The organism is Bacillus sp. EKM208B (assembly GCF_011800725.1).
Lineage (GTDB): Bacteria > Bacillota > Bacilli > Bacillales > Bacillaceae > Bacillus > Bacillus velezensis.
In genome coordinates this window covers 24,352-41,250 of the sequence record NZ_JAANHO010000015.1, presented here as the reverse complement: position 1 = coordinate 41,250, position 16,899 = coordinate 24,352, and the positions used below count along the sequence as shown (strand labels likewise).

Annotated in this window: 23 protein-coding genes; all 23 read right to left on the bottom strand. The window is 44.2% G+C overall.

What is annotated here, in order from left to right:
- Positions 1 to 18 precede the first annotated feature (18 nt).
- The 23 genes from rpsH to rpoC all read right to left on the bottom strand — a co-directional run bounded on the left by rpsH (position 19) and on the right by rpoC (position 16,843).
- A complete protein-coding gene (gene rpsH, locus G9F75_RS18780) occupies positions 19 to 417 on the bottom strand; it encodes a 30S ribosomal protein S8 (protein ID WP_003156489.1) in 399 nt (132 codons plus the stop codon).
- Between the two features lie 31 nt (positions 418 to 448).
- Entirely contained in the window at positions 449 to 634 is a 186-nt protein-coding gene (gene rpsN, locus G9F75_RS18775) for a 30S ribosomal protein S14 (RefSeq protein WP_003156488.1), read from the bottom strand.
- Between the two features lie 22 nt (positions 635 to 656).
- On the bottom strand, positions 657 to 1,196 hold the full coding sequence (gene rplE / locus G9F75_RS18770; protein WP_003156487.1) for a 50S ribosomal protein L5: 540 nt from the start codon (positions 1,194 to 1,196) through the stop codon (positions 657 to 659).
- A gap of 26 nt (positions 1,197 to 1,222) precedes the next feature.
- Complete coding sequence (gene rplX / locus G9F75_RS18765) at positions 1,223 to 1,534, bottom strand: 50S ribosomal protein L24 (protein ID WP_003156486.1); 312 nt, start codon at positions 1,532 to 1,534, stop codon at positions 1,223 to 1,225.
- 36 nt (positions 1,535 to 1,570) lie between these two features.
- On the bottom strand, positions 1,571 to 1,939 hold the full coding sequence (gene rplN / locus G9F75_RS18760) for a 50S ribosomal protein L14 (RefSeq protein ID WP_007410404.1): 369 nt from the start codon (positions 1,937 to 1,939) through the stop codon (positions 1,571 to 1,573).
- A gap of 40 nt (positions 1,940 to 1,979) precedes the next feature.
- The gene (rpsQ, locus tag G9F75_RS18755) at positions 1,980 to 2,243 is read right to left on the bottom strand and encodes a 30S ribosomal protein S17 (RefSeq protein WP_003156484.1); all 264 of its coding nucleotides are present in this window, start codon (positions 2,241 to 2,243) and stop codon (positions 1,980 to 1,982) included.
- A gap of 22 nt (positions 2,244 to 2,265) precedes the next feature.
- Positions 2,266 to 2,466 (bottom strand): 50S ribosomal protein L29, encoded by a 201-nt coding sequence (gene rpmC / locus G9F75_RS18750; protein ID WP_003156482.1) that lies wholly within the window; start codon positions 2,464 to 2,466, stop codon positions 2,266 to 2,268.
- Positions 2,456 to 2,890 carry a 50S ribosomal protein L16 gene (gene rplP, locus G9F75_RS18745; protein WP_003156478.1) on the bottom strand — a complete coding sequence of 145 codons (435 nt, stop codon included), beginning with the start codon at positions 2,888 to 2,890 and terminating at the stop codon, positions 2,456 to 2,458. Before rplP ends, rpmC begins: the two co-directional genes overlap by 11 nt.
- 1 nt (position 2,891) lies before the next feature.
- A complete protein-coding gene (rpsC, locus tag G9F75_RS18740; RefSeq protein WP_003156476.1) occupies positions 2,892 to 3,548 on the bottom strand; it encodes a 30S ribosomal protein S3 in 657 nt (218 codons plus the stop codon).
- A gap of 3 nt (positions 3,549 to 3,551) precedes the next feature.
- Positions 3,552 to 3,893: a 50S ribosomal protein L22 gene (gene rplV, locus G9F75_RS18735; protein WP_003156475.1), complete on the bottom strand. Its 342-nt coding sequence runs from the start codon at positions 3,891 to 3,893 to the stop codon at positions 3,552 to 3,554.
- A gap of 16 nt (positions 3,894 to 3,909) precedes the next feature.
- Complete coding sequence (rpsS, locus tag G9F75_RS18730) at positions 3,910 to 4,188, bottom strand: 30S ribosomal protein S19 (RefSeq protein WP_003156472.1); 279 nt, start codon at positions 4,186 to 4,188, stop codon at positions 3,910 to 3,912.
- A gap of 57 nt (positions 4,189 to 4,245) precedes the next feature.
- Positions 4,246 to 5,079 carry a 50S ribosomal protein L2 gene (gene rplB / locus G9F75_RS18725; RefSeq protein WP_003156470.1) on the bottom strand — a complete coding sequence of 278 codons (834 nt, stop codon included), beginning with the start codon at positions 5,077 to 5,079 and terminating at the stop codon, positions 4,246 to 4,248.
- Between the two features lie 31 nt (positions 5,080 to 5,110).
- Entirely contained in the window at positions 5,111 to 5,398 is a 288-nt protein-coding gene (gene rplW / locus G9F75_RS18720) for a 50S ribosomal protein L23 (RefSeq protein WP_003156467.1), read from the bottom strand.
- The gene (gene rplD / locus G9F75_RS18715; RefSeq protein WP_167409306.1) at positions 5,398 to 6,021 is read right to left on the bottom strand and encodes a 50S ribosomal protein L4; all 624 of its coding nucleotides are present in this window, start codon (positions 6,019 to 6,021) and stop codon (positions 5,398 to 5,400) included. Before rplD ends, rplW begins: the two co-directional genes overlap by 1 nt.
- A gap of 27 nt (positions 6,022 to 6,048) precedes the next feature.
- On the bottom strand, positions 6,049 to 6,678 hold the full coding sequence (gene rplC / locus G9F75_RS18710) for a 50S ribosomal protein L3 (RefSeq protein WP_007410402.1): 630 nt from the start codon (positions 6,676 to 6,678) through the stop codon (positions 6,049 to 6,051).
- 39 nt (positions 6,679 to 6,717) lie between these two features.
- The gene (rpsJ, locus tag G9F75_RS18705) at positions 6,718 to 7,026 is read right to left on the bottom strand and encodes a 30S ribosomal protein S10 (RefSeq protein WP_003156464.1); all 309 of its coding nucleotides are present in this window, start codon (positions 7,024 to 7,026) and stop codon (positions 6,718 to 6,720) included.
- Positions 7,027 to 7,274: 248 nt separating this feature from the next.
- Positions 7,275 to 8,240 (bottom strand): alpha/beta fold hydrolase, encoded by a 966-nt coding sequence (locus G9F75_RS18700; RefSeq protein WP_094296501.1) that lies wholly within the window; start codon positions 8,238 to 8,240, stop codon positions 7,275 to 7,277.
- A 103-nt stretch (positions 8,241 to 8,343) separates the two neighbouring features.
- The gene (gene tuf, locus G9F75_RS18695; RefSeq protein ID WP_007410400.1) at positions 8,344 to 9,534 is read right to left on the bottom strand and encodes an elongation factor Tu; all 1,191 of its coding nucleotides are present in this window, start codon (positions 9,532 to 9,534) and stop codon (positions 8,344 to 8,346) included.
- Positions 9,535 to 9,653: 119 nt separating this feature from the next.
- Positions 9,654 to 11,732, bottom strand: a complete 2,079-nt coding sequence (fusA, locus tag G9F75_RS18690; protein WP_007410399.1) for an elongation factor G — start codon at positions 11,730 to 11,732, stop codon at positions 9,654 to 9,656.
- A 52-nt stretch (positions 11,733 to 11,784) separates the two neighbouring features.
- Complete coding sequence (gene rpsG / locus G9F75_RS18685; protein ID WP_003156447.1) at positions 11,785 to 12,255, bottom strand: 30S ribosomal protein S7; 471 nt, start codon at positions 12,253 to 12,255, stop codon at positions 11,785 to 11,787.
- 39 nt (positions 12,256 to 12,294) lie between these two features.
- A complete protein-coding gene (gene rpsL / locus G9F75_RS18680; RefSeq protein ID WP_003156445.1) occupies positions 12,295 to 12,711 on the bottom strand; it encodes a 30S ribosomal protein S12 in 417 nt (138 codons plus the stop codon).
- Between the two features lie 115 nt (positions 12,712 to 12,826).
- Complete coding sequence (locus tag G9F75_RS18675; protein WP_003156443.1) at positions 12,827 to 13,075, bottom strand: 50S ribosomal protein L7ae-like protein; 249 nt, start codon at positions 13,073 to 13,075, stop codon at positions 12,827 to 12,829.
- A 168-nt stretch (positions 13,076 to 13,243) separates the two neighbouring features.
- On the bottom strand, positions 13,244 to 16,843 hold the full coding sequence (rpoC, locus tag G9F75_RS18670) for a DNA-directed RNA polymerase subunit beta' (protein WP_022552485.1): 3,600 nt from the start codon (positions 16,841 to 16,843) through the stop codon (positions 13,244 to 13,246).
- Positions 16,844 to 16,899: the final 56 nt, after the last annotated feature.

The window sequence follows — 16,899 nt, the reverse complement described above, 5'->3', positions numbered from 1 at the left end:
CCATTCTTGTTAAACTTCTTACCAAACGTATGCTAGTACTTCTCCACCAGCTTGTTTTGCACGGGCTTCTTTGTCCGTTAAAACACCTTGTGATGTAGAAATAATCGCGATTCCAAGACCGTTAAGTACGCGAGGTACTTCATTTGATTTAGCGTATACACGCAAACCTGGTTTGCTGATTCTTTTAAGACCAGTGATAACGCGCTCGTTGTTTTGTCCGTATTTCAAGAAAACGCGGATGATACCTTGTTTGCTGTCTTCTACGAACTCAACGTCACGAATGAAACCTTCACGCTTTAAAATGTCAGCAATTTCTCTTTTCAATTTAGAAGCAGGAATTTCAAGCTTCTCATGACGTACCATGTTTGCATTGCGAATACGAGTCAGCATATCTGCAATTGGATCTGTCATAACCATTATATAATTACCTCCTTCCCATTCTTGGGGATTACCAGCTGGCTTTTTTCACGCCAGGAATTTGTCCTTTATATGCAAGCTCACGGAAACAAATACGGCAAAGTTTAAATTTACGAATGACTGAGTGCGGACGTCCGCAGCGTTCACAGCGAGTGTACTCTTGCACTTTAAACTTTGGTGTACGTTGTTGTTTCGCAATCATTGACTTTTTAGCCACGATTTCGCCTCCCTTTCATTGATTATTTCTGGAACGGCATACCTACTTGAGTTAATAGCTCACGAGCCTCTTCGTCAGAGTTAGCAGTCGTTACGATAACGATGTCCATTCCGCGAACCTTTGTTACTTTATCGTAGTCAATTTCAGGGAAGATTAACTGTTCTTTAATACCAAGAGTGTAGTTTCCGCGACCGTCGAAAGATTTCTTAGAAATCCCGCGGAAGTCACGTACACGCGGTAAAGATACAGAAATAAGTTTATCAAGGAAATCATACATGCGCTCTCCGCGAAGAGTTACTTTCGCACCGATAGGCATTCCCTCACGAAGACGGAATCCAGCAATTGATTTCTTCGCACGAGTAACGACAGGTTTTTGACCTGCGATAAACGTTAATTCTTCAACAGCACTGTCGATTGCTTTCGCGTTTTGAACAGCATCACCAACACCCATGTTGATTACGATTTTTTCGATTTTTGGCACCTGCATAACAGAGTCGTAGTTGAACTTCGTCATTAAAGCAGGTGAAATTTCTTTATTGTACTTTTCTTTAAGGCGGTTCATGAGATAGACCTCCCTTCCTTTAAATACTATTTATCTAAGACTTGCCCAGATTTTTTTGCAACACGAACTTTTTTGCCATCTTCCACTTTGTATCCTACGCGAGTCACTTCACCTGTTTTAGGATCGAGCGGCATAACGTTTGATACATGAATTGGCGCCTCTTGATTAGAAATACCGCCTTGAGGGTTTGCTTGAGTTGGTTTAGAGTGCTTCTTCACCATGTTTACGCCCTCAACTAGAACGCGGTCCTTTTTAGGGAAAGCAGCAAGGATCGTACCTTGTTTGCCTTTATCTTTACCAGAGATAACCATTACTTTATCGCCTTTTTTCACATGCATCCTGATCGCACCTCCTTGAGTAAGGCATTTATTTCATTAGATAACTTCTGGAGCCAGAGAAACAATTTTCATGAAGTTGTTTTCACGTAATTCACGGGCAACCGGTCCGAAGATACGAGTTCCACGCGGGCTCTTGTCGTCACGGATGATAACACATGCATTCTCATCGAAGCTGATGTATGATCCGTCAGTTCTGCGTGCTCCGCTTTTTGTGCGAACGATAACAGCTCTTACGACTTCACCTTTTTTGACAACGCCTCCTGGTGTTGCTTGTTTAACCGTGCAAACAATTACATCACCAATGTTAGCCGTTTTACGTCCAGAACCGCCAAGAACTTTAATAGTAAGTACCTCACGCGCACCGGAGTTGTCAGCAACTTTTAAACGAGTCTCTTGTTGAATCATTATTTGTTACCTCCCTTCGGAAAAAGAATTCCGAACTTTATTAGATAATAACAGCTTCTTCGACAACTTCTACTAGACGAAAACGCTTAGTTGCAGATAATGGACGAGTTTCCATGATCTTTACGATGTCTCCGATTTTAGCTTGGTTATTTTCATCATGTGCTTTGAATTTCTTTGAGTATTTTACGCGTTTACCGTAAATAGGATCCTTTTTGTATGTTTCAACAACAACAGTGATGGTTTTATCCATTTTGTCAGAAACAACACGGCCTTGGTAAACTTTGCGTTGGTTACGTTCGCTCATGCTCACGACCTCCCCTCAGTGATTATTTGTTGGCAGCAATTTCTCTTTCACGAATCACAGTTTTCATGCGCGCGATAGCTTTGCGCACTTCACGAATGCGAGCAGTATTTTCAAGTTGTCCTGTCGCTAATTGAAAGCGAAGATTGAAAAGTTCTTCTTTAAGAGACTTTACTTTTTGTTCAATTTCAGCAGTGGTAAGGTCACGAATTTCATTAGCTTTCATTTGATTCACCACCAATTTCTTCACGTTTTACGAACTTCGTTTTAATTGGCAATTTGTGAGATGCAAGACGAAGAGCTTCACGAGCTACCTCTTCAGACACACCAGAAATTTCAAATAAAACTTTGCCCGGTTTTACAACAGCTACCCAGCCTTCAGGAGCCCCTTTACCGGAACCCATCCGTACCTCAAGCGGTTTAGCAGTGTAAGGTTTTGAAGGGAAAATTTTAATCCAAACTTTACCGCCACGTTTCATGTAACGAGTCATCGCAATACGTGCAGCTTCGATTTGGCGGTTCGTGATCCAAGAAGCTTCAAGAGCCTGGATACCGTACTCACCAAAATGTACTTCAGTACCGCCTTTAGCGCGACCGCGCATTTTTCCGCGATGCTCTCTGCGATATTTAACGCGTTTTGGTAATAACATATTATTTTCCTCCTTCCTCAGTTTTCTTCTTAGTAGGAAGAACCTCTCCACGATAGATCCAGACTTTTACACCAAGCTTACCGTAAGTTGTGTCAGCTTCAGATGTTGCATAGTCGATGTCAGCACGTAAAGTGTGCAATGGAACAGTTCCTTCACTGTAGTATTCAGAACGAGCAATGTCAGCTCCGCCAAGACGGCCGGAAACCATTGTTTTCACACCTTGTGCTCCAGCACGCATAGTGCGTTGGATTTGTTGTTTCTGCGCACGGCGGAAAGAAATACGGTTTTCTAGTTGACGAGCGATGTTGTCAGCTACAAGCTGAGCATCAAGATCTGCTCTTTTGATTTCAAGAATGTTAATGTGTACACGCTTGCCAGTAAGGCTGTTAAGGGCTTTACGAAGTGCTTCAACTTCAGATCCGCCTTTACCGATTACCATACCAGGCTTAGCAGTGTGGATCGTAATGTTAACGCGGTTTGCTGCGCGCTCGATTTCTACTTTAGAAACAGAAGCGTCAGAAAGGCGTTTGCTAATGAATTCACGAATTTTTAAATCTTCGTGCAGGAAGTCAGCGTAATCTTTACCAGCGTACCACTTAGATTCCCAATCACGAATGACTCCGATACGAAGACCGACTGGATTTACCTTTTGACCCACTACTTATCCCTCCTTCTTTTCTGATACAACGATTGTAATGTGGCTCGTACGTTTGTTGATTTGGCTCGCACGTCCCATAGCACGCGGGCGGAATCTTTTTAACGTTGGGCCTTCGTCAACAAATGCCTGAGAAATAACCAGATTGTTAGCGTCCATCTCGTAGTTGTGCTCAGCATTTGCGATAGCAGATTTTAAAACTTTTTCGATGATCGGAGAAGCAGCTCTCGGAGTTAAGTTCAGGATAGATACTGCTTCGCCTACTTGCTTACCTCGAATCAGGTCCATTACTAGACGTGCTTTACGAGGAGCAATACGGACTGTTCTTGCAACAGCTTTAGCTTGCATTTAAAAGCCTCCTCTCTTAGCGTCTTGTTTTTTTATCGTCACTGGCGTGGCCTTTGTAAGTACGAGTCGGTGCGAATTCGCCCAACTTGTGGCCTACCATGTCTTCAGAAATGAATACAGGCACGTGTTTACGTCCGTCATATACTGCGATAGTGTGACCGATAAATTGTGGGAAAATAGTTGAACGGCGAGACCAAGTTTTTACAACTTGTTTCTTGTCCGTTTCATTTAATTTCTCGATTTTTGTCATCAAGTGTCCATCGACAAATGGTCCTTTTTTCAAGCTGCGAGCCATTTTGGAACCTCCCTTCGTGATTGCACTACGGTCCGAAATGAACCGTAGACAACCCCGTTATTTATTTTTACGACGACGTACGATAAATTTATCAGATTTGTTCTTTTTCTTACGTGTCTTGAATCCAAGAGTCGGTTTGCCCCAAGGAGACATTGGTGATTTACGTCCGATTGGCGCGCGACCTTCACCACCACCGTGCGGGTGATCGTTAGGGTTCATTACAGAACCGCGGACTGTAGGGCGGATGCCTTTCCAGCGAGAGCGTCCTGCTTTACCAACGTTGATCAGTTCGTGCTGCTCGTTACCTACTTGACCGATAGAAGCGCGGCAAGCAGAAAGGATCATGCGAACTTCACCAGAGTTAAGACGTACAAGAACGTATTTGCCTTCTTTACCAAGAACCTGAGCAGATGTACCAGCTGAACGTACAAGCTGTCCGCCTTTACCAGGTTTTAATTCAATGTTATGCACAACTGTACCAACTGGGATGTTGATAAGCGGAAGTGCGTTACCTACTTTGATGTCAGCTTCAGGGCCGGACATGATTTCAGTACCTACTTGAATTCCTTTTGGTGCAAGAATGTAACGTTTTTCTCCGTCTACATAGTTGATTAGTGCAATGTTAGCTGAACGGTTTGGATCGTACTCAACTGTAGCAACGCGTCCAGGTATACCATCTTTATCGCGTTTGAAGTCGATAACACGGTATTGGCGTTTGTGTCCGCCACCTTGGTGACGTACAGTCAATTTACCTTGGTTGTTACGTCCGCCTTTTTTGTGAAGGGGCGCAAGCAAGGATTTTTCCGGCTGGTCAGTCGTGATTTCAGCAAAATCTGAAGTTGTCATGCCACGACGTCCGTTAGAGGTCGGTTTATACTTTTTAATCGCCATTTTGAATTTCCCTCCTTCTTTTTACAGATAATTAAGCTTCAAAAATTTCGATTTCTTTGCTGTCTGCAGTAAGTTTTACGATCGCTTTTCTGCGACGGCTAGTCATACCAGTGTAGCGGCCGACACGTTTTGATTTCCCTTTGTAGTTCATGATGTTGACTTTGTCAACTTTCACTCCAAAGATACTTTCAACTGCATCTTTCACTTCTGTTTTATTAGCTCTTACATCAACTTCAAAAGTATATTTTTTTTCAGTCATTAAATCAGCAGAACGTTCAGTAATGACGGGGCGCTTAAGAACATCACGAGGATCTTTCATTATGCAAGCACCTCCTCTACTTTTTCAACCGCAGCTTTTGTAATCAGAAGCTTCTCGTGGTTGACAACGTCTAACACGTTGATTCCGTTAGCTTGAACAACTGTAACTCCAGGGATGTTGCGTGCAGAAAGAGATACTGCTTCGTTTGCATCCGCAGTTACGATTAAAGCTTTTTTCTCAACAGTTAATCCTTTAAGGATAGCTGCCATTTCTTTTGTTTTAACCGTATCAAGAGTAAGATCTTCAAGAACAATAATGTTGTTGTCGTTCACTTTAGAAGACAATACTGATTTGATTGCCAAGCGGCGAACTTTTTTAGGTAATTTGTAAGAATAGCTGCGTGGTGTTGGGCCGAATACGACACCACCTCCGCGCCATTGCGGTGAACGGATTGAACCTTGACGGGCACGACCTGTACCTTTTTGACGCCATGGTTTGCGACCTCCGCCGCGTACTTCAGAACGATTTTTTACTTTGTGAGATCCTTGACGTAAGGAAGCTCTTTGCATAAGAATAGCGTCGAATACTACGCTCTCATTTGGCTCAATTCCAAATACAGACGCGTTTAATTCGATATCACCAGCAGTAGAACCGTTTTGGTTGTATAATGCTACTTTTGGCATGATCAATTTCCTCCTTTCCTAAGAGACTTATTTAGATTTAACAGCACTTTTAACAGTGATTAAAGTTTTTCTCGCACCAGGTACGTTACCTTTAATCAAAAGAAGATTGCGCTCAGCATCTACTTTTACGATTTCAAGGTTTTGGACAGTGATTTGATCTCCGCCCATGCGTCCAGGTAATAGTTTACCTTTGAATACACGGTTAGGATCTACAGGTCCCATTGAACCAGGACGACGGTGGTAGCGTGAACCGTGAGACATAGGTCCGCGAGATTGTCCGTGGCGCTTGATTGCACCTTGGAAACCTTTACCTTTAGATACTCCTGTTACATCTACGATTTCTCCTGCAGAGAAAATTTCAACCTTGACTTCCTGACCAATTTCATACGCATCCATATCCACGCCGCGTAATTCTTTAACGAAGCGCTTAGGAGCAGTTTCCGCTTTTGCAACGTGTCCTTTTTCCGGTTTGTTTGAAAGCTTTTCACGCTTATCGTCAAAACCAAGCTGGATCGCTTCATAGCCATCATTTTCAGCTGTTTTCTTTTGAAGAACAACGTTTGGAGCTGCTTCAATAACAGTTACCGGAATAAGATCACCGTTCTCTGCGAATACTTGCGTCATACCAATTTTTCTTCCTAAGATTCCTTTGGTCATTCGTCACACCTCCTATTAAGATCATTCTATATTTTAGAATTAAAGTTTGATTTCGATATCGACACCAGATGGTAAGTCTAATCGCATGAGAGCATCAACAGTTTGTGGTGTTGGGTTCACAATGTCGATTAAACGTTTATGTGTACGCATTTCAAATTGCTCACGAGAATCTTTGTATTTGTGCACCGCACGAAGGATTGTATAAACTGATTTTTCAGTTGGCAACGGAATCGGACCAGATACGCTGGCACCAGAACGTTTTGCCGTTTCAACAATCTTCTCTGCAGATTGATCAAGGATTCTATGATCATATGCTTTTAAACGAATACGAATTTTTTGTTTTGCCATTATTTTCCCTCCTTTTCGCCTACATCACGTTAGACAGTTCTCCGTGAGAAAAACCTGATCACCTTGCCATGGCAAAGCGGCCGGGTGTGTCAGCAACCTCTCACTTCATCGCAGTCAAAGACCAACATACACTATTATACAGAAAATAGACGTATGTTGCAAGGTTTATTTAAAGAACCTTGTGGTTTTCACACTTTGATTATTATACAGGTGATACCATGATTAATCAAGGATATGCCTGTTTTCTTTCAGAGATGGAACGATGCGAACCGGCTGACAACTTCGGCAAAGCGATCCGGTTCCTCCAAGTGAGGCGAATGGGCTGAGTTCTCAAACCAATGCCATTCTTTATACGGCGCATCAACCTTCTGATAATATTCATAAGACGTCGTCCCCGGGACCGTCAAATCGTATCTCCCTGACATAAAACAGCACGGTATTATAATAGAAGAAACTGATTCCCCGGCATCAAAGAAAATGAGATCCTCCCACAGGTGTTTCAGGCTGAACATTTGACCCCGCGCGGCTAAGAAGCTCCCTCTCACACCGTACGGTTCACCAAACAGCATTCGCCCCCCTGCTTTAAGAGCGCCGATCGGATGATGGGTAAAGCCCCCTCCCCTCATCTCGATACAAAGCAGAAACAACGATCGCTGCAGCTGTTTCTCCCATGGAGGCGCTCCGATAAAACTCAGCGTCTTTTCCAGCAGGAAATGTTTGCGTTGCCTGCTCCATTCCATCATCAGCCGGTAAGCTTCCGTTTCTTCCTTTTGAATATTAACCACCTGACTGATACCGATATACCCATAATACAAATCAGGCCTTTCTTGAAGAACATGAAGCGCCAGAACTGAACCCCACGAATAGCCGGCGATATATATTTTTTGCCTGCTGAATTGCTTGCATAAGCGTTCGGTCAAATGAATGGTATCGGCTGTCAGCTGATCCAAAGTCATAGATGAACCCGGAATTTCCTTTGAATAAGAGAGACCCGCCCCTCTCTGATCCCAGTTCACAACGGTGAAATGCTTTTCCAGCTTATTCTGGTATTTTCTCGCATAGCCGATTTGAGGCGTGCCGGGACCGCCGTGCAAAAACAAAAGCAGCGGATTACTCCTGTCATCACCATTAATCATAATGGTTTGTTCACTGCCATTAATCAGCAATTGCTGAAGCATTGAAATACGATTGGTTTTCTTGAAGTTATCGATCATCGCTCTGCTCCTAAAATTTGTATACGTTCTATTATACATGGAATCAGCGGGGAAACAAAAAAACGAGGCCCCATAAGGGACCCCGCATTAATGAACGAGTCGATTACTCAGTGATTGTAGAAACAACGCCTGAACCAACTGTACGTCCGCCTTCACGAATAGAGAAACGAGTTCCTTCTTCGATAGCGATTGTAGAGATAAGTTCAACGATCATTTCAGTGTTATCTCCAGGCATAACCATTTCTACGCCTTCTGGAAGATTGATGATACCAGTTACGTCAGTTGTACGGAAGTAGAACTGAGGACGGTAGTTAGAGAAGAATGGAGTATGACGTCCACCCTCTTCTTTAGAAAGAACGTAAACTTCAGCTTTGAATTTGCTGTGTGGAGTGATTGTACCTGGTTTAGCAAGTACTTGTCCACGTTGGATGTCTTCACGAGCTACACCGCGAAGAAGTGCACCGATGTTGTCTCCAGCTTCAGCGTAGTCAAGAAGCTTACGGAACATTTCAACACCTGTAACAGTTGTTTTGCTGTTTTCTTCTTGAAGACCGATGATTTCAACTTCGTCACCGACTTTAACTTGTCCGCGTTCTACACGGCCAGTAGCAACTGTACCACGACCAGTGATTGAGAATACGTCCTCAACTGGCATCATGAATGGTTTGTCAGTGTCACGTTCTGGAGTTGGGATGTACTCATCAACTGCAGCCATAAGTTCAAGAATTTTTTCTTCGTACTCAGCATCGCCTTCAAGAGCTTTAAGAGCAGAACCTTTAACAACTGGTACATCATCACCAGGGAAGTCGTATTCGCTAAGAAGATCGCGAACTTCCATTTCAACAAGCTCAAGAAGCTCTTCGTCGTCTACCATGTCGCATTTGTTAAGGAATACTACGATGTATGGTACACCAACGTTTTTAGAAAGAAGGATGTGCTCACGAGTTTGTGGCATTGGGCCATCAGCAGCAGATACTACAAGGATAGCTCCGTCCATTTGCGCAGCACCAGTGATCATGTTTTTAACATAGTCAGCGTGTCCTGGGCAGTCAACGTGTGCATAGTGACGAGTGTCAGTTTCGTACTCAACGTGTGCAGTAGAGATTGTGATACCGCGCTCACGTTCTTCTGGAGCACCATCAATTTGATCGTACGCCATAGCTGTACCTTTACCAGATTTCTTATGAAGTACTGTTGAGATAGCAGCAGTTAATGTTGTTTTACCATGGTCAACGTGTCCAATTGTACCGATATTGGCATGTGATTTGGAACGGTCGAATTTTTCTTTAGCCATTCTAAAATCCTCCTTAAGAGCTTTTAATTAGTAATGTATAGAGTGATAGAAAGTGAAAGCAAGCTTTCACTCCCTCATCTTACAATAGTAGTTATACTTGAGTTAAGTGGCAAAATCAATTATTCGCCTTTATTTTTTTTGATAATTTCTTCAGCGATGCTCTTCGGCACTTCTTCGTAGTGATCCATGAACATTGTGAACGTACCGCGTCCTTGCGTGTTAGAACGAAGGGCAGTAGCGTAACCGAACATTTCAGCAAGAGGTACCATCGCACGCACAACTTGAGCGTTACCGCGAGCTTCCATACCTTCTACGCGTCCGCGACGAGAAGTAACATCACCCATGATGTCTCCCATGTATTCTTCAGGAATAACAACTTCAACTTTCATGATTGGTTCAAGAAGAACTGGGTTACATTTGCTGACTGCATTTTTCAATGCCATAGAAGCAGCGACTTTAAACGCCATTTCATTTGAGTCAACATCATGGTAAGATCCATCAAAAAGTTTCGCCTTGATGTCGATTAGCGGGAATCCGGCTAGGACACCATTTTCAAGAGAGTCTTCAAGACCTGCTTGTACGGCTGGGATGTATTCACGAGGAACAACACCACCGACGATTGCGTTTTCGAATTCAAAGCCAGCGCCTTCTTCGTTCGGTTCAAATTCGATCCAAACGTGACCGAACTGACCGCGTCCGCCTGATTGACGTACGAATTTACCTTCAACTTTTGCACCGGTACGGAATGTCTCACGGTACGCAACTTGAGGAGCACCAACGTTAGCTTCAACTTTGAACTCACGCTTCATACGATCAACAATGATATCAAGGTGAAGCTCACCCATACCAGAGATGATTGTTTGACCCGTTTCAGGGTTTGTTTGTGTACGGAATGTAGGATCTTCTTCAGCAAGTTTCGCTAAAGCGATACCCATTTTATCTTGGTCAGCTTTTGATTTAGGCTCAATCGCTACGTCGATAACAGGCTCTGGGAATTCCATTGATTCAAGGATTACAAGATCCTTCTCATCACATAGAGTATCTCCAGTAGAAGTATCTTTTAGACCTACAGCAGCTGCGATGTCTCCAGCGTAAACAGTAGAGATCTCTTCACGGCTGTTAGCGTGCATTTGAAGGATACGTCCTACGCGCTCACGCTTGCCTTTTGTAGAGTTCTTTACATATGAACCGGAATCAAGTGTACCGGAATATACGCGGAAGAATGTCAGCTTACCGACATAAGGGTCAGTCATAACTTTAAATGCAAGTGCAGAGAACGGCTCTTCATCAGAAGAATGACGAACGATCTCTTCATCTGTATCAGGACGTACACCTTTGATTGCAGCAACATCAGTTGGCGCAGGAAGGTAGTCAAGAACAGCATCAAGTACAAGCTGAACACCTTTGTTTTTGAAAGCAGAACCAACAAGTACAGGGTAGAATTCAACATTCAGTGTACCTTTACGGATAGCAGCTTTCAGTTCAGGGATAGTGATTTCTTCACCTTCAAGGTACTTTTCCATAAGCTCTTCATCAAGCTCAGCTACAGCTTCAATCAGGCTGCTGCGAAGCTCTTCAGCTTGCTCTTTGTACTCTTCAGGGATTTCTTTCGCATCTGAACGAGTTCCAAGGTCATCTTCGTAGAAATACGCAACGTTTTCTACTAAGTCGATGATACCTTCGAAGTTGTCTTCAGCACCGATCGGCAATTGAATTGCGTGAGCGTTAGCTTGAAGACGGTCTCTTAAAGTGCCTACAGAGTAAAGGAAGTCTGCGCCGATTTTGTCCATTTTGTTGACAAATACAACACGCGGTACTCCGTAAGTTGTTGCTTGGCGCCATACTGTTTCTGTCTGAGGCTCAACACCTGATTGAGCATCAAGTACGGCAACCGCACCATCAAGTACACGGAGTGAACGTTCAACTTCAACTGTGAAGTCTACGTGTCCCGGTGTATCGATGATGTTTACACGGTAACCTTTCCACTGTGCAGTCGTTGCTGCAGAAGTGATTGTGATACCGCGTTCTTGTTCCTGCTCCATCCAGTCCATTTGCGAAGCACCTTCGTGAGTTTCGCCAATTTTGTGGATACGGCCTGTGTAGAACAAGATCCGTTCTGTAGTAGTCGTTTTACCGGCATCGATGTGAGCCATGATCCCGATATTACGAGTTTTTTCTAAGGAGAACTCTCTTGCCATTGGGTAATTTCTCCTTCCTTATTAGGGAATTATTATTTTGATTATATGAATCCTACCAGCGGTAGTGAGCAAATGCTTTGTTCGCTTCTGCCATCTTGTGAGTGTCTTCACGTTTCTTAACGGCAGCACCAGTGTTGTTAGCTGCATCAAGAATTTCGTTAGCCAGGCGCTCTTCCATTGTTTTTTCTCCGCGAAGACGCGCATAGTTAACCAACCAGCGAAGACCAAGAGTTGTACGGCGTTCAGGACGAACTTCTACAGGCACTTGGTAGTTAGCTCCACCTACACGGCGTGCTTTTACTTCAAGTACAGGCATGATGTTTTTCAATGCTTGTTCGAAAACCTCCATTGCATCATTGCCAGTGCGTTCTTTAATGATATCGAATGACTTGTATAGGATTGTTTGAGATTTACCTTTTTTACCGTCGATCATCATTTTGTTGATCAGGCGGGATACCAGCTTAGAGTTGTAAAGCGGATCAGGTAAAACATCTCTTTTTGCTACAGGACCTTTACGTGGCATCTGAATATCCTCCCTTCATAGTTTTAATGATTTATTTGATTACTTTGCTTTAGGACGTTTCGTACCGTATTTAGAACGGCCTTGCGCACGGTTTTCAACTCCGGCAGTATCAAGCGCGCCACGAACGATGTGGTAGCGTACCCCCGGTAAGTCTTTTACACGTCCGCCGCGGATCAGTACAACGCTGTGCTCTTGCAGGTTGTGACCGATACCAGGAATGTAGGCAGTAACCTCGATTCCGTTAGTCAAACGAACACGAGCATATTTACGAAGTGCTGAGTTCGGTTTTTTCGGTGTCATTGTACCCACACGAGTACATACCCCGCGTTTTTGTGGAGAAGATACGTTAGTGTGCTCTTTTTTAAAGCTGTTGTATCCTTTGTTTAGTGCAGGTGACTTAGAGTTTTCAACTTTGCTCACGCGTCCCTTGCGAATTAGCTGATTAATTGTAGGCATGTTGTGTTCCTCCCTTCATTACGTTTTATAACCCACATACCCAGGTGGTTCATCATTAGGCAAAAAACAATGTCTTTACACAAGATTGATATCTTATATAAAAACAAAAAGTACGCTATAACATAATGGCAACAGCTGCTGCTCCCACTTCAATTCCGCAGGCTTTGCCGAGCTTTTTCATGGAATCCACCATACAGACAGCGGTATTTTGGTTCTTTGCAAGCTGGATAACGCCAGCCGTAAGAACTGAATCCGCGTCTTTTGCCACGACGACTTCCTTCACTGAACCTCGTTTTAGAGCTTTCACTGTTTGCTTCGTACCAATAATAATTGATTTGGCCTGTGATACTTTATCATAAGACATAAACATATCCTCCAAAGTAACAGGTTTTATTTCGAGCACCTTGGTTATATTATCACTCTGCGGGACGGATGTCAACAACGTATGACATTTTTTAGTGCAGTCCCCCGCCAGAATAATTGTAATACTGAGGAAAAGCTGTCGAAACAGCCTTTCCTGCAGCAGTTTCTGTTATTCAGCCGGAACCATATCTTCCGAAGGCTGAACGTTTGAAACAGGTTTTACTTTTCTGTAATTCATCATACCGGTACCGGCCGGAACCAGTTTACCGATGATAACATTCTCTTTCAGGCCGAGAAGTTCATCGCGCTTGCCTTTAATCGCAGCATCAGTAAGAACACGTGTTGTTTCTTGGAATGATGCGGCAGACAAGAATGAATCCGTCTCGAGTGAAGCTTTCGTGATACCGAGAAGGACAGGACGGCCTGTAGCAGGTCGATTGCCTTCAAGCAGCACTTTTTTGTTCGCTTCTGTGAATTGGTGAATATCAAGCAATGTGCCAGGGAGAACATCAGTATCTCCGGCATCGATCACACGGACTTTGCGAAGCATCTGGCGAACCATTACTTCTACGTGTTTATCGCCGATTTCAACGCCCTGCATACGGTAAACCTTCTGAACCTCATGCAGAAGATATTCCTGAACCGTTGTCAGGTCAGTGACTTTAAGAAGTTCTTTCGGATCGATTGAACCTTCTGTCAGCACTTGACCGCGGGTAATCTGATCACCCTCAGCCACTTTCAGGCGTGAGTTGTAAGGTGCCGTGTATGAACGAGTCTCAACAGCGCCCTGAACAACAATCTCCTGCTGTTTGTCGCGTACTTCATTGATTTCGGCAATTGTACCGTCAATTTCAGAAATCGTCGCTTGACCTTTCGGATTACGCGCTTCGAAAAGCTCCTGGATACGCGGAAGACCTTGTGTGATATCGTCTCCGGCAACCCCGCCTGTGTGGAACGTACGCATCGTTAACTGTGTTCCAGGCTCACCGATAGATTGAGCGGCGATAATACCTACTGCTTCGCCGACTTCAACATCAGTTCCGGTTGCAAGGTTACGTCCGTAGCATCGTTTACATACACCATGAGGAGTGTTACATGTGAACGCGGAACGGATCCACACTTCTTCGATTCCGGATTCAACGATTTCCAGCGCTTTATCTTCATCGATCAATTCATTTTCGTTAATGAGCACAGCACCCGTTTCAGGATGTTTGATCTGTTTTCTGGCGAAACGTCCGATCAGACGCTCTTCCAGACGCTCGATGATTTCCGTGCCTTCTTTGAGCGGTTTTGCAAGAATACCGCGGTCTGTTCCGCAATCTGTTTCACGAATGATAACATCCTGCGCAACATCAACAAGACGGCGTGTAAGGTAACCTGAGTCAGCTGTTTTCAGGGCGGTATCGGCAAGACCTTTACGCGCACCGTGAGTGGAGATAAAGTACTCCAATACTGTCAGACCTTCACGGAAACTTGATTTAATCGGCAATTCAATGATTCGTCCAGCCGGGTTGGCCATCAGACCGCGCATACCCGCAAGCTGTGTAAAGTTAGATGCGTTACCACGGGCTCCTGAGTCACTCATCATGTAGATCGGGTTGACTTCGTCTAATGATTTCATCAGTTTGCCTTGGATAACATCTTTCGCTGAACTCCAAATTGAAATGACTCTTTCATAACGTTCTTCTTCGGTGATTAAACCGCGTCTGAACTGTTTCAGGACATTATCAACTTTGCTTTGTGCTTCTTCAAGGATTTCCTGTTTGTCATCGAGAACGACGATATCAGAAACCCCTACTGTGATGCCGGCTTTCGTTGAATATCTGAAACCGAGGTTTTTCATGCGGTCAAGCATTTTAGACGTTTCCGTGATATGGAATCGTTTAAAGATTTCCGCGATGATTTTACCGAGAATACCTTTTTTAAACGGTGCGTTGATCGGCTGCTCAGCAATCACAGCTTTTACGTCAGCACCTTTATCTAAGAAGAAACGGTCAGGTGTCTTCTCTTCAATGTTGCTCTTCGTTGGTTCATTCATGTAAGGGAATGATTCCGGAAGAATTTCATTGAAGACGAGCTTACCGACAGTTGTAATTAACAATTTTGAACGCTGTTCTTCAGTAAATGTCACATTCTTAAGGGAGTTCGCTGCAACAGCTACTCTCGTATGAAGGTGAACATAACCGTTTTGATAAGCAAGAAGCGCTTCGTCCGTATTCTTGAAGACCATACCCTCGCCGACTGCTCCGGCGCGCTCAAGCGTCAGGTAGTAGTTTCCTAATACCATATCCTGAGACGGCGTAACAACCGGTTTACCATCTTTAGGGTTCAAGATGTTTTGGGCTGCAAGCATCAGAATACGTGCTTCAGCTTGAGCCTCAGCTGATAAAGGTACGTGAACCGCCATTTGGTCACCGTCAAAGTCAGCGTTATAAGCTGTACATACTAACGGGTGAAGACGGATGGCGCGTCCTTCAACAAGCGTCGGTTCGAAAGCCTGGATACCTAATCTGTGAAGAGTAGGGGCACGGTTCAGTAAGACCGGATGCTCCTTAATGACAGATTCAAGCACATCCCATACTTCAGGCTGCACGCGTTCGATTTTGCGTTTTGCGCTCTTGATATTGTGAGCAAGGCCTTTTTCAACAAGCTCTTTCATGACGAAAGGCTTGAAGAGCTCAAGCGCCATTTCCTTCGGCAAACCGCACTGATACATTTTCAGATGCGGACCTACGACGATAACGGAACGTCCTGAGTAGTCTACACGTTTACCGAGAAGGTTCTGACGGAAACGCCCTTGTTTCCCTTTCAGCATGTGAGAAAGAGATTTAAGCGGACGGTTACCCGGTCCGGTAACCGGACGGCCGCGGCGTCCGTTGTCAATCAGAGCATCGACTGCTTCCTGAAGCATACGTTTTTCGTTCTGAACGATGATGCTTGGCGCGCCGAGGTCTAACAGACGTTTTAAACGGTTATTACGGTTGATGACACGACGGTAAAGGTCGTTCAGGTCAGACGTTGCGAAACGTCCGCCGTCAAGCTGAACCATCGGTCTTAATTCAGGCGGAATAACCGGAAGCACGTCGAGGATCATCCAAGACGGCTTGTTTCCTGAATTACGGAAGGCTTCAAGCACTTCAAGGCGTTTGATCGCACGTGTACGGCGCTGTCCTTGAGAAGTCTTCAGCTCTTCTTTTAACATATCAACTTCTTTGACAAGGTCGATGTCCTGCAGAAGTTTATTAATGGCTTCCGCACCCATAGAGGCTTGGAATTTGTTTCCGTACTTATCCAGATACGCACGGTATTCCTTTTCAGATAAAAGCTGTTTCTTTTCGAGCGGTGTATTGGCCGGGTCAGTTACGACGTAAGAAGCAAAGTAAATAACTTCTTCCAGCGCACGCGGTGACATATCCAATACAAGACCCATACGGCTCGGAATACCTTTGAAATACCAAATGTGAGAAACCGGGGCAGCCAGTTCAATATGCCCCATTCTCTCACGACGGACTTTAGCCCGCGTTACTTCAACTCCGCAACGGTCACAAACTACGCCTTTATAACGAACCCGCTTGTACTTGCCGCAATGACATTCCCAGTCCTTAGTCGGTCCGAAAATGCGTTCGCAGAACAGGCCGTCCTTTTCAGGTTTCAATGTACGATAGTTTATCGTTTCAGGCTTTTTCACTTCACCAAAAGACCATGAACGGATTTTATCCGGTGAAGCAAGACCGATGTTCATATACTCAAAATTGTTCACATCTAGCAAGGGGCCTACCTCCCTTTTTATCTTCGGATTAACCGATGTCACTTGCCTTTATCAAT